10 protein-coding genes and 1 pseudogene are annotated in these 14799 nt (G+C 71.4%); 1 reads left to right on the top strand and 10 read right to left on the bottom strand.

Annotated elements, in window-relative coordinates:
* From ACI379_RS04750 to ACI379_RS04770, 5 genes are all read right to left on the bottom strand, one after another.
* Nucleotides 1–571 (bottom strand): ParA family protein (locus ACI379_RS04750; protein ID WP_439790929.1); only part of this gene is annotated, 571 nt, incomplete at its 3' end.
* Between the two features lie 442 nt (nucleotides 572–1013).
* Complete coding sequence (locus ACI379_RS04755) at nucleotides 1014–3623, bottom strand: DEAD/DEAH box helicase (protein WP_439790920.1); 2610 nt, start codon at nucleotides 3621–3623, stop codon at nucleotides 1014–1016.
* Between the two features lie 17 nt (nucleotides 3624–3640).
* On the bottom strand, nucleotides 3641–4570 hold the full coding sequence (gene xerD / locus ACI379_RS04760) for a site-specific tyrosine recombinase XerD (protein WP_439790921.1): 930 nt from the start codon (nucleotides 4568–4570) through the stop codon (nucleotides 3641–3643).
* The gene (gene ald, locus ACI379_RS04765; protein ID WP_439790922.1) at nucleotides 4567–5682 is read right to left on the bottom strand and encodes an alanine dehydrogenase; all 1116 of its coding nucleotides are present in this window, start codon (nucleotides 5680–5682) and stop codon (nucleotides 4567–4569) included. The genes xerD and ald overlap by 4 nt, the downstream gene beginning before the upstream one ends.
* Before the next feature lie 138 nt (nucleotides 5683–5820).
* Nucleotides 5821–6429: an NUDIX domain-containing protein gene (locus ACI379_RS04770; protein WP_439790923.1), complete on the bottom strand. Its 609-nt coding sequence runs from the start codon at nucleotides 6427–6429 to the stop codon at nucleotides 5821–5823.
* Nucleotides 6430–6475: 46 nt separating this feature from the next.
* Here ACI379_RS04770 and pepN point away from each other — a divergent pair, with 46 nt between their 5' ends.
* Nucleotides 6476–8911 carry an aminopeptidase N gene (gene pepN / locus ACI379_RS04775; RefSeq protein WP_439790924.1) on the top strand — a complete coding sequence of 812 codons (2436 nt, stop codon included), beginning with the start codon at nucleotides 6476–6478 and terminating at the stop codon, nucleotides 8909–8911.
* Between the two features lie 66 nt (nucleotides 8912–8977).
* On the opposite strand, the gene ACI379_RS04780 is transcribed toward pepN, so the two are convergent.
* The 5 genes and pseudogenes from ACI379_RS04780 to ppnK all read right to left on the bottom strand — a co-directional run.
* Nucleotides 8978–10669, bottom strand: a complete 1692-nt coding sequence (locus ACI379_RS04780) for a CTP synthase (RefSeq protein WP_439790925.1) — start codon at nucleotides 10667–10669, stop codon at nucleotides 8978–8980.
* A gap of 11 nt (nucleotides 10670–10680) precedes the next feature.
* Complete coding sequence (locus ACI379_RS04785; protein WP_439790926.1) at nucleotides 10681–11580, bottom strand: copper transporter; 900 nt, start codon at nucleotides 11578–11580, stop codon at nucleotides 10681–10683.
* Nucleotides 11577–12761 (bottom strand): putative cytokinetic ring protein SteA, encoded by a 1185-nt coding sequence (steA, locus tag ACI379_RS04790; protein WP_439790927.1) that lies wholly within the window; start codon nucleotides 12759–12761, stop codon nucleotides 11577–11579. The genes ACI379_RS04785 and steA overlap by 4 nt, the downstream gene beginning before the upstream one ends.
* A gap of 31 nt (nucleotides 12762–12792) precedes the next feature.
* A complete protein-coding gene (gene recN, locus ACI379_RS04795) occupies nucleotides 12793–14571 on the bottom strand; it encodes a DNA repair protein RecN (protein ID WP_439790928.1) in 1779 nt (592 codons plus the stop codon).
* Nucleotides 14546–14799 (bottom strand): annotated as a pseudogene (ppnK, locus tag ACI379_RS04800) (NAD kinase); the annotation flags it as partial. The pseudogene ppnK and the gene recN, both read right to left, overlap by 26 nt.

Raw genomic sequence — 14799 nt, forward strand, 5'->3', positions numbered from 1 at the left:
GACGGGGGTTGAGGCGCTCGCGGACCTTGTCGATGGTCTGCTTCAGCAGGGCCACGCCGCGCAGCGCGAAGTACTCGCACTCCAGCGGGACGATCACGCCGTCCGAGGCGGTCAGCGCGTTCACGGTGAGCAGACCCAGCGACGGCTGGCAGTCGATGATGATGACGTCGTACTGGGACAGCGCCGGCTCCAGGACCCGCTGCAGCGTCTGCTCGCGGGCAACCTCGTGCACGAGCTGCACCTCGGCGGCCGACAGGTCGATGTTGGAGGGCAGCAGGTCCATGCCGGGCACGCCCGAGGGGACGACGACCTCGTCGAGGTCCACGTCGCGCTCCATCAGGAGGTTGTAGACGGTGAGCTCGAGGTCGTGCGGGTTGAGCCCCAGCCCCACCGACAGCGAGCCCTGCGGGTCGAAGTCGACGAGGAGGACCTTGCGCCCGTACTCGGCCAGCGAGGCGCCCAGGTTGATGGTGGTCGTGGTCTTGCCGACCCCACCCTTCTGGTTGCACATCGCGACCACCCGGGCACGGGTCCCCTCACGCACGGGGCGCGGCTCGGGGAAGACCGGCATCGGGCGCCCGGTCGGGCCCAGCTTCACCTCGGCCCCGGCGGACCGGGCCTCGTCGAGGCGCGGGAACGGGATGGGTTCGGTCACGGAGTGCTCGTTTCGGACGGAATGGTCTGGTGCTGGGGTCCTGGTCGGCGGGGCCACCCTGGGCGGCACCTCGGGCGCCGCACCTCCGGTCGGGAACGATCCGTGGTGACCTGCATCAACCATGGCTTCTCCTGACGTACGTCTGCGGGACGGACCTCCGCGAGGGTACGGCCATTGTCGACATCTCGACTCCGATTCCGAGGACTCGCTTCGCGCGAGCCTAGGTGTCCGCGACGGTGCCCCACAACACCGGGGGGCGGATCGACTGGCTGGTGACACAAATCTGTGAGTTGGGCCACCGTGGAGTGCACAGGCACCGTGTCACCTGTGCAGAACCCTGTGCACAACCGACGACCTCTCACAGGCGGTGCACCGCCGTCGTCGCCAGCACCAGCTCGCCCGCCTCGTCGGAGGCGTCGCAGTCGACCACGGCGTCGATGACCCAGTCGTGGTGGCCCTCGGGATCGTGCAGCGTCTGGCGCACCACGCGCACCCGGGCGACCACGTCCCCGTCCGCCCCCGCAGGGATGCCCCGCTTCTCCTCACCCACGTGCAGCAGGGACGGTCCGCGGGCGTCGGCGTCGACCAGGAGCGAGTCGTGCTCGGTGAAGTACGACTCCAGCGCCTCGTCCCACACGCTCCGGCCGACCACGACCTGCCGCGCCGGCTCGACCCGGTCGGCGGCCGCACGCTCCAGGCGTACCAGGCCGTCGAGGTCGTCGCGGGACATCAGGTCGACCCGCGCCCACATGGCGTTGCGGATCATCACGGCGAACGGCCGGGCCTGCTTCGACAGCGGACGCGTCGGCGCCGTGGACTCCTCGCGACGCTCCACCGCGTGCGCGGGGTCGACGAGCGACTCCCACTCGTCGAGCAGCGAGGAGTCGGTCTGGCGGATGGTCTCCCCCAGCCACTCCACGACGTCCTCGAACTCGTCGGTGCGGACGGCCTCGGGGACCGTGTGCCGCAGCATCCGGTACGCATCCGTCAGGTAGCGCAGCACCAGGCCCTCGGAGCGGGCCAGCTGGTAGCGGGAGACGAAGTCGGTGAACCCCATCCCCTGCTCCCACATCTGCCGCACCACCGACTTGGGCGACAGGGCGTCCTCGCTGAGCCAGGGGTGGGTCTGACGGTAGATCTCGAACAGGGCGCCGAGCAGGTCGGCGAGCGGCTGCGGCCAGGTGATCTCCTCGAGCAGCGCCATCCGCTCCTCGTACTCGATCCCGTCGGCCTTCATCTCGGCCACGGCCTCGCCGCGGGCGGCGAACTGCTGGGCGAAGAGGATCTGCCGGGGCGCCTCCAGCACCGACTCCGCGACCGACAGCACGTCGAGGCTGTACGTGTCCGACTCGGGGTCCAGCACGTCGAAGGCGGCGAGCGCGAAGTGCGCCAGGGGCTGGTTGAGCGCGAAGTCGAGCGGCAGGTCGACGGTCATGACGTACCTGCGCCCGAACTCGTCAGGCTCCTCGAGCCGGGTCAGCACCCCCGTACGCACGAGGCTGCGCGCCAGCCTCAGCGCCCGCCGGGCGAGCTTGACCTGCTGGCGGCGGTCCTCGTGGTTGTCGGTGAGCAGCCGCCGCAGCACACCGAACGCGTCCTCCTCGCGGGAGACGACGTTGATCAGCATCGCGTTGTCGACCTTCATCCGCGACACGAGCCGCTCGGGCTCGCCGCCGACCAGCTTGTCGAAGGTCTGCTCGCTCCACACCACGGCGCCCTCGGGGGCCTTCTTGAGCTGGGCCTTGGAGTTCTTCTTCGAGTTGGCGGCGTTCTTCGCCGCGGCCTTGGCCTTGGCCCGCTCGTTCTCGATGACGTGCTCGGGCGCCTGCACCACGACGTACCCGGCGGTGTCGAAGCCGGCACGTCCGGCACGGCCGGCGATCTGCTGGAACTCGCGCGTGCGCAGCACCCGCTGGCGGCTGCCGTCGAACTTGGCCAGGCCCGTGAAGAGCACCGTACGGATCGGGACGTTGATCCCCACGCCCAGGGTGTCGGTCCCGCAGATGACCTGGAGCAGACCCGCCTGCGCCAGCTGCTCGACGAGCCGTCGGTACTTGGGCAGCATCCCCGCGTGGTGGACGCCGATGCCCGAACGGACCAGCTTCGACAGCGTCTTGCCGAAGCCGCTGCCGAAGGTGAAGGTGCCGATCTTGTCGGCGAGCGCCGCCTTGTCGACCTTCGCCGCCAGGGTCGCCCGGGGTCCGCTGGCCGAGAGCAACGAGGTCGCGTGCTCCACCGCGGCGGCCTGGGTGAAGTGCACGACGTACACGGGTCCCTGGTTGGTGGAGACGAGCTCCTCGAGCGTCTCGGCCATCGGCTCCAAGGAGTAGCGGAAGTCCAGCGGCACCGGTCGCGGGGCGTCGGCGACCAGGGCGACCTCCCGGCCGGTACGCCGGGTCAGGTCCTCCGACAGCTCGGTGACGTCGCCGAGCGTGGCCGACATGAGCAGGAACTGGGCGTCGAGCAGCTCCAGCAGCGGGACCTGCCAGGCCCACCCGCGGTCGGGCTCGGCGTAGTAGTGGAACTCGTCCATCACCACGAGGCCGACGTCGGCCGAACGGCCCTCGCGCAGCGCCAGGTTGGCCAGGATCTCGGCGGTGCAGCAGATGATCGGGGCGTCGGCGTTGACGGCCGCGTCGCCGGTCAGCATCCCGACGTTGTCGGCGCCGAACACGTCGATGAGCGCGAAGAACTTCTCGCTCACCAGGGCCTTGATGGGAGCGGTGTAGAAGCTCACCTTGTCCTGCGCGAGCGCGGCGACGTGCGCCCCCAGGGCCACCATCGACTTCCCCGACCCCGTCGGCGTGGCGAGGATGACGTGGTTGCCGGCCAGCAGCTCCATCACCGCCTCGTCCTGGTGCGGGTACAGCTCCAGCCCCTGGTCGGCGACCCAGCCGGTGTAGGCGTCGTAGACGCCGTCCGGGTCCGTGCCGGTGGGGACCCGCTCGTCGAGGCGTGGCGATGTCATCTGCTCAGGTCAGCTCCTCAGCCCTGTGCTCGGGGGTGCGCGGTCGCGAAGACCTCTCGCAGGTTGTCAACGGTGACCAGTGTGTACACCTGGGTCGTGGTCACCGACGCGTGCCCCAGGAGTTCCTGCACGACGCGCACGTCGGCACCGCCGTCGAGCAGGTGGGTGGCGAACGAGTGGCGCAGCGTGTGCGGGGACACCCCGGTGCGTACGCCGGCCCGGTCGGCCGCCTTCGCGAGCACCGCCCAGGCGCTCTGCCGGGAGAGCCTGCCGCCGCGGGAGTTCAGGAAGAGCGCCGGTGTCCCGGACCCCTGCACCACCAGGTCGGGGCGCGTCCGGGTCGTGTACGCCTGCACCGCGTCCAGCGCGAACCGACCCACCGGTACGATCCTGTGCTTCCCGCCCTTGCCGCGCAGCAGCACGGTGGCGTCGACGGTGTCGAGGTCGTCCACGTCGAGGCCCACGGCCTCCGAGATCCGGGCACCGGTGCCGTACAGGAGCTCCAGCAGCGCCCGGTCCCGCAGCGCGAGCGGCGTCTCGGGCGCGCCCGCGGCGTCGAGGATCGCCTCGACCTCGGAGAGTGGCAACGCCTTGGGGAGCCGCTTGGCCTGGGCCGGCGGCTTGACCTCGCTGGCCGGGTCGTGCGTGGCCAGACCGTCCATGACCGCGAACTTGTGGAAGCCGCGCACCGCGACCACCGTGCGGGCCGCCGAGGTCGCGCTGAGCGCCTGGTGGTCGGCGTCGCCCTCACGCAGGTGCGCGAGGAAGTCCAGCACGGTCTGCTCCCCCACCTCGTCGAGGCCGGTGACCCCGCGCAGCTCGAGGAAGCCCACGTAGCGGCGGAGGTCGCGTCGGTACGACGAGAGCGTGTTGGCGGCCAGGCCCCGTTCCACGGTCAGATGGTCCAGGTACGTGCGTACTGCCTGGACCACGGACGACTCGCTCACGCGATGACGGTACCCACGTCCACCGAGGGCAGCCCGACCGCCTCGCCGACGGGAGCGTTGGTGAGCTGCCCGTCGTGCGTGTTCAGCCCCAGCGCCAGCGACGGGTCGGCGCGCAACGCGTCGCGCCAGCCCCGCTCGGCGAGCTGGACGACGTACGGGAGGGTCGCGTTGGTCAGGGCGTACGTCGAGGTGTTCGGGACCGCGCCGGGCATGTTCGCCACGCAGTAGAAGATCGAGTTGTGGACCTCGTAGGTCGGGTCGTCGTGGGTGGTGGCCCGGGTGTCCTCGAAGCAGCCGCCCTGGTCGACGGCGATGTCGACGAGCACGGAGCCGGGCTTCATCCGCGAGACCAGCTCGTTGCTGACCAGCTTGGGAGCCGCGGCGCCCGGGACCAGCACGGACCCGATCACCAGGTCGGCCTCGAGCACCTGCTGCTCGATCGCGAGGCTGGACGAGGCCAGCCCGTGCACGCGGTTGTTGTACCGCCAGAAGCTCATCCTCAGCTTGTCGAGGTCCGTGTCGAGCAGCGTCACGTCGGCGCCCATGCCGAGGGCGATGTTCGCCGCGTTCTGACCGGCCACGCCCGCGCCGATCACGACGACCTTGGCGTTGGCGACGCCACCCACGCCACCCAGCAGCACTCCGCGCCCACCGTTGGCCTTCAGCAGGCTCATGGCGCCCACCTGCGGCGCGAGACAGCCGGCGACCTCCGACATCGGGTACAGCAGCGGCAGGGTGCCCGAGGGTAGCTGCACGGTCTCGTACGCGATGCCCGTCACCCGGCTGGACAGCAGCTGCTCCGTCAACGGCTTGTCGGCGGCGAGATGGAGGTAGGTGAACAGGGTCAGACCCTCGCGGAGGCGGTGGTACTCCTCGGCGACCGGTTCCTTGACCTTGAGGACGGTGTCCGCACCGCCCCACACGTCGTCGGCCTGCGCGACCACCCTGGCCCCGGCCGCGACGTACTCGTCGTCCGGGATCTGCGAGCCGACGCCGGCACCCTGCTGCACGAGCACCTCGTGCCCACGCCGCACCAGCTCGTGCACGCCGACCGGGGTGAGCGCCACCCGGTACTCGCGGTTCTTCACCTCTGTGGGAACGCCGATCTTCATCGAGGCCTCCTGACGGTGCCCCCGCGCCGTTGCGGGGCGCTGTGTTCGGAGGCTACTCCTGGGGGAAGGGACCGCGTCCAGACCTTTCCGCCGGAGTCGCCGGAGTGGGTGGGGTCCCAGACCGCGCCCACGGGCCCGTCACAACTCGCCGCGGGCCTTCAGCACCTCGTACGCCAGCACCGCCTGCGCGAGCGGTCCCTGACGCACCCGTCCGTCGAGCACGGCCTGGAGGAGGCCGGCCATCGGGGTCCAGAAGACCTCCATCTCCGCCTCCTCGTGCTCCAGCTCGAAGTCACCGCGCGGCGCGTGGCTGAGGCCGCGCGCGAGGAAGATCTCGTGCACCTCGTCTGTCAGTCCGGCGCTGGGGAACGTGCTGAGCAGCTGGCGCCACTCCCGCGCAGCCAGCTCGGCCTCCTCGCGCAGCTCACGCTTGGCCGTCTCCACCGGCGGTTCGTCCCCGGCGTCGCGCAGACCGGCCGGGAGCTCGACGAACTCGTGGTGGGAGATGTGGCGGTACTGGCGCAGGCACAGGACGCGTTCTTCGTCGTCGACCGCCAGCACGATGACCGCACCGGGGTGCGAGATCCGGACGCGGGTGAACGTCGGCTCCGGGTGCGCGGGACGGGTGATGACGTCCTCGACCACGTCGATGACCCACCCGCTCTCGTACACGACCTCCGACGACAGCACGGGCCACTGCGCGGGCAGGTCACGGAGCTCCGAACCGGGGCGTTCAGGTGTCTGCATGCCGCCGACGTTAGCGCGCGCCCAACTTGTCGGTAACGTCACACCCATGACGTTGACCAGTCTGACCCGCGACGAGGCCTCGGCCCGTTCCGCGCTCCTCACCGTGGAGCGCTACGACATCCACGTGGACTTCACCGGCCTCCTCGAAGGTGACCTCTTCTCGTCGGTGAGCACGATCTCCTTCTCCTGCCGCGAGCCCGGCGCCACGACCTTCGTGGACTGCGCCGGCGACATCGCGCGGGCCACCCTCAACGGGGTGGACATCGACGTGTCGGGGGCCGCCGGCGGGAGGCTCCCGCTGCCGGCCCTGGCCGCCGACAACGTCCTGGTCGTCGAGGCGAGCACCACCAACACGGGCGCCAGCGAGGGCATCCTGCGCACGGTCGACCCCTCGGACGGCCTGGTGTACGTGTGGACCTCGCTCGAGGCCGACGAGGCCCGCCGGCTCTGGGCCTGCTTCGACCAGCCCGACCTCAAGGCCCCGCACGGCTTCACCGCGCTGGCGCCCGAGTCGTGGACGGTCGTCTCCAACTCGGCCCCCGACGCCGTGGACTCGGCTGGCGACGGGAGCCGGACCTGGAGCTTCGCCGACACGCCGCCGCTGTCCACGTACGTCGTGGTGGTCAACGCCGGCCCGTTCCACGAGGTGCGTGTCCAGCACGACGGGTACGACCTCGGCTTCTACTGCCGCCAGTCGCTGCGTCCCCACCTCGAGCGTGACCTCGACGAGATGGTCACCCTGACGCGTCAGGGCCTCGCGTTCTTCGGGGAGCAGTTCGGCTACCCCTTCCCGCAGGAGCGCTACGACCAGGTCTTCGTCCCCAACCTCGGTGGGGCCATGGAGAACTGGGGCTGCGTCACCTACGGCGACGGCCAGCTGTTCCGTACGCCGCCGTCGCACGCGCAGCGCGCCACGCGGGCCGAGTTCATCCTGCACGAGATGGCCCACATGTGGTTCGGCGACCTCGTGACCATGCAGTGGTGGGACGACCTGTGGCTCAACGAGGCGTTCGCCTCGTGGGCGGCCAACTGGGGCATGGCCCGCGCCACGGAGTTCTCCGACCAGTGGGCGACGTTCCTGGCCCAGCACAAGCGTCCTGCGTACGAGATGGACATGAGTCCCGCCAGCCACCCGATCCGCAGCGACGTCGCCGACGTGTCGGGTGCCATGGCCAACTTCGACTCGATCACCTACGTCAAGGGCCAGAGCGTGCTGCACCAGCTCATGGCCTACATCGGCGAGGACGCCTTCGTCGCCGGCCTCAAGGACTACTTCTCACGCCACGCCTTCAGCAACACCGTGCTCGCCGACCTCATGGGCGCGTACGGACGGGCCGCCGGTCGGGACCTGTCCGGCTGGACGTCCGCGTGGCTCGACCTGGCGGGGACGGACGTCATCTCGCTCGAGGGTGACCTGCTGAGCGTGCAGGCACCCGAGGGCCAGCAGGCGCGTCCGCACCGGCTCGACGTCACGGTGTTCGACGCCGACCTCACGCGTACGGGGACCGTCGGGGTCCAGCTCGAGGGGGACTCCGCCCGGCTCGACCTGCCTGAGGGCGACCTGCGCCTGGTGAACGCCGGCGACCTCACCTTCGCCGCCGTACGCCCCGACGCCACGTCGCGGAGGCTCATGCTCGAGCGGCTGCCGGACCTGCCGCAGCCGCTTGACCGCGCGCTGGTGGTCAACACCGCCATGCAGCTGCTGCTGCTCGGCGAGGCTGCCCCCCGGGACGTGGCCTCTGCGTTCAGCCGGGCCCTGCGCACCGAGACCAGCAGCGCCCTGGTGGAGCCGCTGCTCTCGCTCGGCCTGACCGTGGCCGAGCGGTGGGCTCCCTCGGACGAGGCCCCTGCCCTCCTGGCTGCCTTCGCCGACGCCGCGGCGGCCAAGGCGGCCGAGCCCGAGCACCGTCAGGCTGCCCTGCGCTCACTGGCGGCCTCGGCCTCCTCGGACTCGCACTGGGCGGTGCTGGACGAGGCGGTCGCCGGAGCCGCCGACAACGACCTCGCGTGGCGCGTGGCCGTGCGCCGCGCCGAGCTCGACCAGTACGACGAGGCGGCCACCGACGCCCTGCTGGCCAGCGACCCCGACCCCGACGCGCCGATGCGCCGTCTCGCGGTGCTGGCCGCCCGTCCTGACGCGGAGGCCAAGGAGGAGGTCTGGCGGGCGTTCTTCGTGGACTACGCGGTCCCCTCGAGCCGCGAGACGCTGGTCCTGGGCTCGACGTTCTGGCGTCCGGGCCAGGTCGACCTGCTCCGCCCCTTCGCCCACCGGTACCTGGAGGAGCTGCGGACGCTCAAGGGCGGCCTGCTCAACCAGGGTCTGATCATCCGCGCCATGTTCCCGCTCGGTGCGGGCGACGCGGAGTTCCTGGCGGCCGCGCAGGAGGCGGCACAGGACACCGCGCTCAGCGCGTACGCGCGGGCCCAGCTGAAGACCAACGGGTTCGTGCTCTCCCGCATCCTGCGGGCCCGCACCCTCTGACCCCAGGTCAGCAACGCAGAGGAGCCGCCGTCCCGATCGGGACGGCGGCTCCTTCGTGCTCGGGGCTCAGGCCTCGTCATTGACCTCGGCGTGCAGACCGCTCTCGTCGATCGGGAAGCGGAGCTCCTTCTGACGCGCGATCGCGGCGCCGACCAGCCCGGCGAAGAGCGGGTGCGGCCGTGTGGGACGCGACTTCAGCTCGGGGTGCGCCTGGGTGGCGATGTAGTACGGGTGCACCTCGGTCGGCAGCTCGACGAACTGGACCAGACCGTTCTCCGGGTTGGTGCCGGAGAAGACCAGACCGGCCTCCTCCAGGCGGGTGCGGTACGCGTCGTTGAACTCGTAGCGGTGGCGGTGACGCTCCGACACGGTCGTCGCGCCGTACACGGTCGCCGCGAGTGAGCCGGGCCGCAGGTCGGCGTTCTGGGCACCCAGACGCATGGTCCCGCCGAGGTCGCCCGCGCCCTCCACGAACTGCTTCTGCTCCTCGATCGTGGAGATGACCGGCTCGGGGGTGTTCGGGTCGAACTCGGTGGACGCGGCACCCTCGATGCCCGCCTCGGAGCGGGCGTACTCGATGACCATGCACTGCAGACCCAGGCACAGGCCGAGCGTCGGGATCCCGTGGGTCCGCGCGTAGTTCAGGGCGCCCAGCTTGCCCTCGATCCCCCGGATGCCGAACCCGCCGGGCACGCAGACGGCGTCGACGTCGCTGAGTTGCTTGGCGGCACCGGCCTCGGTGGCGCACTCGTCCGAGGGGATCCAGCGGATCTGGACCTTGGCCTCGTGCGCGAAGCCGCCGGCACGCAGTGCCTCGCTGACCGAGAGGTACGCGTCGGGCAGGTCGATGTACTTGCCGACCAGCGCGACGGTCACCTCCTCCTTGGGGTGGTGCACGCGGCGCAGCAGGTCGTCCCAGCGCGTCCAGTCGACGTCGCGGAACGGCAGGTCGAGGCGGCGCACGACGTACGCGTCGAGGCCCTCGCGGTGCAGCACCTTGGGGATGTCGTAGATCGAGGGCGCGTCCGCGGCGGTGACCACGGCCTCCTCGTCGACGTCGCACATGAGGGCGATCTTGCGCTTGATGCCCTCGGGCAGTTCCCGGTCGGCGCGGCAGATGATCGCGTCGGGCTGGATGCCGATGGAGCGCAGCGACGCCACCGAGTGCTGCGTGGGCTTGGTCTTCAGCTCGCCCGACGGGCCGATGTACGGCACCAGGGAGACGTGGATGAAGAAGCAGTTGTCACGGCCGACCTCGTGCCGGACCTGGCGCGCGGCCTCGAGGAACGGCAGCGACTCGATGTCGCCGACCGTCCCGCCGACCTCGGTGATCACCACGTCGATGTCAGGGCCGCCCATCGCGAGGATGCGGTCCTTGATCTCGTTGGTGATGTGCGGGATCACCTGGACGGTGTCACCGAGGTACTCGCCGCGACGCTCCTTGGCGATCACGTTCGAGTACACCTGACCGGTGGTCACGTTGGCGATCTGGTTCAGGTTGGTGTCCAGGAACCGCTCGTAGTGGCCGATGTCGAGGTCGGTCTCCGCCCCGTCCTCGGTCACGAAGACCTCACCGTGCTGGAACGGGTTCATCGTCCCCGGGTCCACGTTGAGGTACGGGTCCAACTTCTGCATCGTGACGCGCATGCCGCGCGCCTTCAACAGACTTCCGAGGCTGGAGGCCGAGAGCCCCTTGCCGAGCGAGGAGGCGACGCCTCCGGTCACGAAAACGTGCTTGGTCAGCGTGGAACTCTTCACGGACTTCAAGTCTACAGGACCGGAACGGTTCCGTCGGATCCCGACGCACCGAAGGATCCACCCTCGTTGCTGCGCACGTGCGCCAGCGCCAGCACGGCTGCCGCCCTGCCGCCGGCCAGCTCAACGCCGTCGACCGTGGCGACCTCGGTCAGGCCCGCGACCGCGCGGAGGTCAGCCAGCTGGCCCGCGTCGCCGTCCTTCGAGTTGCCCGCGACCACGACGCCCAGGGCGGTCGCGTCGAGACCCTCGAGGAAGCCCGAGGTGATCGCGTCCCCGCCCTCGGCGCTCGGCGTGTCGCCGAGGACGACCAGGACCAGCGAGGCGCGGCTCTCGACCGTGCCCGGGTCCTCCACCAGCTCCGCCCCGACCATCGCCTGGACGTTCGCCTTGGTGGTCCCCTCGAAGGCGGGCAGCTCGTCGTTGACCTTGTCGGCGTCCGGGACGGCGATGGAACGGCCGAGCAGCTGTCCGATCCGCACGTACGTGGAGGCGGCCGAGTCGACGGTGCCCTCCTCCTGCTGGGTCAGCAGCTGGGAGCCCAGGGTGTCCACGAGCGACTTCTGGCCCGGGTCGGCGAACGCCTCGGTCAGTCGGTAGGTGCCGGTCACGACGCCGCCGGCCTGACCCACCAGGTCGGTGAGGGAGGTGACGCTGTCCTCGTCGGCGCCTGCGAACGTGACGATCGCGACGCCCTGGTCCTCCAGGACGCCGTCGACGAGCCGGGGGCTGACGTCCTCGGCGAAGGTCGCCCCGAACTCCAGGGCACGGGTGTCGGTACGGTCCGCCACCGCGGGCTTCTCCGTCGTACGTTCGGCGACCTCCGAGAACGGCCCGCTGCCGAGGATGACTCCCACGGCGAGCGCCACGAAGACGGAGATGATGGTCACGACGTGCTGTCGGAAGGTGATCACGCGAAGAGTCCTCGTACGTAGTCGGAGATGTCGCCGAGCCAGGGGCCGAGATCGGCGGCCCACTCCTGGCCGACGGGGGTGACGGCCACGGCCACGGCGGCGAGTGCGGCGCCGAAGATCCCGAGCCCCACCACGTGGCGCGGGCGCACCGCGCCGTCGTACAACGTGGGAACGGCCGCGGCGTCCACCAGTCGGGGCCCGACCTTGAGCCTGGTCAGGAAGGTGCTCGCGAGCCCGGGCCTGCGGCGGTCCAGGAACTCGTCGAGGGTTGCGTGCATGCCGACGCCGACGATCAGGGACGGGTCGGCGGCGTCGGCCAGGATGAGCGCCGCGTCCTCGGCCGTCGCGCTGGTCTCGAAGCGGACTGCCTGCACTCCGATGCGTTCGAGCGGCTCGGTGACCCCGCGGGGGGCACCGCGTTCGACGAGGACGATCACCAGGTCCGCCTTGCGGAGCACGTCGGCGCCCACCGTCTGGTCGGGGCTCGAGAGGACCACCACGTCTGCAGGACGTCCGGCGCCCTTGAGCGCCTGCGCCGCGCCGTCGACGGCGATCACCGTCGGCTTCTGCTCCCGCAGGAACGGCTTGAGTCCCTTCAGCTCCTGGGCCCAGTCGTAGGAGTCCACGACCACCACGACCGGCCGTCCGTCCACCGCGTGCGGAAGTGCGGGCACCCCGTGACCGTGCAGCAGCAGGTCCTGCTCCCGCTTGAGGAAGGCCGTGGAGTTGTGGGTGAAGCTCTCCAGCTGGGCGGTCAGCCCCTCACGGGCCGCCTGCATCTCGTCGGCCACCACGTCGGCGTCCACCGTGCGCCCCTCGACGGCGCTGCCGTCCTCGAGGTGCAGCGCACCCTCGTGGAGGCGTACAGGGTCTCCGTCGCGGACGCGGGCGAACCCGTCGGCGCCGATCTGGTCGAGCACGGGCACGCCGGCCTGCACGAGGTGGTCCGGCCCGAGGTTGGGGTAGCGCCCCGAGCTCATCGGCGAGGCGTTGACGACGGCCGCGACCCCGGCGTCGATGAGGGACTGCGCGAGGGCACGGTCCATGTCGACGTGGTCGAGGACGGCGATGTCGCCCGGCCGGAGACGCGTCAGGAGCCGTGCGGCCCGACGTTCGACTCTCGCGGTGCCGGCGACTCCGGGCAGGGTGGGTGTCGGGCGTTGACGCGTGGGGAACTTCATGGCGTGCCCCATGCTGTCAGGCCCCGGGGCCCTATTTCGGGAGGCACGCCCGTTCGGGCGCGGCGGCCTCGAGGAGCTCCCGGGCGTGCGCGCGGGCACTCTCGGAGTCCTCCACGCCGGCCAGCATCCGCGAGAGCTCGCGTTCGCGCTGGTCCTCGTCGAGGGTGACCAGGCCCGAGGTGGTGACCGACCCGTCGTGGTCCTTGTGCACCACGACGTGGCGGTCCCCGTACGCGGCCACCTGCGGCAGGTGCGTGACGACCAGGACCTGGGAGGTGCGCGCCAGCGCGGCGAGCCGACGGCCGATCTCGACGGCCGCCTTGCCGCCCACCCCGGCGTCCACCTCGTCGAAGACGAACGTCGGCACGTCACCGGTCCCCGCGAGCGCCACCTCCAGGGCGAGCATCACGCGGGAGAGCTCACCGCCCGACGCGCCCTTGCCCAGGGCGCGCGCCGCGCTCCCCTTGTTGGCCGCGAGGAGGATCTCGACGTCGTCCACGCCGTGGCGGGAAGCACGCACCCACGTGCCGTCGACCAGGAGCGCCGTGGTGGGCGGGTCCTCCCCGGGATCAGGCACTTCGGTCCGGGTCACGCTCACCTCGATGCGGGCGTGCGGCATGGCGAGCCCGGCCAGCTCGGCCTGCACCTGGGCGGCGAGACGTTCCCCGCTGGCCTGCCGGGCCTCGCTCAACGCGGCGGCCGTGACGGCCAGACGGTCCCGCAGCTCCGTACGGCGGGCCTGCAGCTCGTCGATCCGGGCATCGGTGTCGTCGAGCCCGAGCAGGCGCTGGGCCGACTCCTTGGCCCAGGCGAGGACCTCCTCCACGCTGTCGCCGTACTTGCGGGTCAGTCCGAGGAGGGCGCTGCGTCGCTCGCTGACGTGGGCCAGACGGGACGGGTCGGTCTCCAGGCTGGCTGCGTACGAGGCGACGTCCGCCGCCAGGTCCGCGACGAGGTAGCCGAGCTCGGCGGCCCGGTCGGCCAGGGCCGCGGCGTCGCTGTCGTGCGCGCGCACCCCGTCGAGGTGCGCCCGGGCGGCGCCGAGGGTGGCGCTGGCGTCCGGTCCACCCGCGTCGCTGCTCAGCGCCTCGTGTGCCTGGTCGGCGGCGGTACGCAGCTCCTCGGCGTGCCCGAGCCGGCTCTCCTCACCGGCCAGGTCGAGGTCCTCGCCCGGTTGGGGGTCGACGGCCTCGATCTCGTCGAGCGCGAACCGCAGCTGGTCGGCCTCGCGGGCGCGTGCCTGCGCGTTGTCGCGGACGTCGATCAGCTCCTTCTCGACCTCGCCGAGAGCCGTGTGGTCGGCACGCCAGTTCTCGAGCAGTGCCGCGACCCGCTCCCCGCCGAAGCGGTCGATCACGCCCCGCTGCCTCCCGGGCTGCAGCAACCGGTGCTGGTCGGACTGCCCGTGGACGGCGACGAGCGGCTCGGCGACCTGCGCCAGCGACGCCACGGGGACAGCGGCGCCGCCCACCCAGGCGCGGGAGCGCCCCTCGGCGGCGACGTTGCGGGCCAGGACGACCTCGCCGTCCTCGACGGCTCCCCCGGCCTCCTCGACCTGGTCAGCCAGTCCGGGAAGGTGCTGGACGGCGACCACCCCCTCGACGCGGGCGTGGGTGTCACCGGTGCGTACGGCACCGGAGTCGGCACGACCGCCCAGCAGCAGGCCGAGGGCCGTCACCACCATGGTCTTGCCGGCGCCGGTCTCGCCCGTGATGACCGTCAGTCCCGGCCCCAGCTCGAGGGTCGAGGACTCGATCACCCCGAGCGACTTGATCCGGATCTCCTCAAGCACCCTGCTCGGTCCCTTCACGTCGACGCTCGGCGTTGCCCCGCCAGCCGGCCACGGGAAGGTCGAACTTCGCGACCAGCCGGTCGGTGAACGGTGCCTCGTGCAGGCGTACGAGTGGCACGGGGCGCACGCCCTGCCGCACCTCGATCCGCGCCCCGGGCGCCAGGTCCACGGTCCTGCGGCCGTCGCACCACAGCACGCCGGCGCCCTCGTTGTTGGCCAGCACCTCCACGGCCAGGACCGAGGTCG

The sequence above is a fragment of the Nocardioides sp. genome, assembly GCF_051876515.1.
In the GTDB taxonomy this organism is placed as follows: Bacteria; Actinomycetota; Actinomycetes; order Propionibacteriales; family Nocardioidaceae; genus Nocardioides.

What these genes read in the sequence shown, in the direction of transcription:
- ACI379_RS04755 (WP_439790920.1), bottom strand. Translation starts at nt 3,623, where the DNA reads ATGACATCGCCACGCCTCGACGAGCGGGTCCCCACCGGCACGGACCCG.
- ald (WP_439790922.1), bottom strand. Translation starts at nt 5,682, where the DNA reads ATGAAGATCGGCGTTCCCACAGAGGTGAAGAACCGCGAGTACCGGGTG.
- ACI379_RS04770 (WP_439790923.1), bottom strand. Translation starts at nt 6,429, where the DNA reads ATGCAGACACCTGAACGCCCCGGTTCGGAGCTCCGTGACCTGCCCGCG.
- pepN (WP_439790924.1), top strand. Translation starts at nt 6,476, where the DNA reads ATGACGTTGACCAGTCTGACCCGCGACGAGGCCTCGGCCCGTTCCGCG.
- steA (WP_439790927.1), bottom strand. Translation starts at nt 12,761, where the DNA reads ATGAAGTTCCCCACGCGTCAACGCCCGACACCCACCCTGCCCGGAGTC.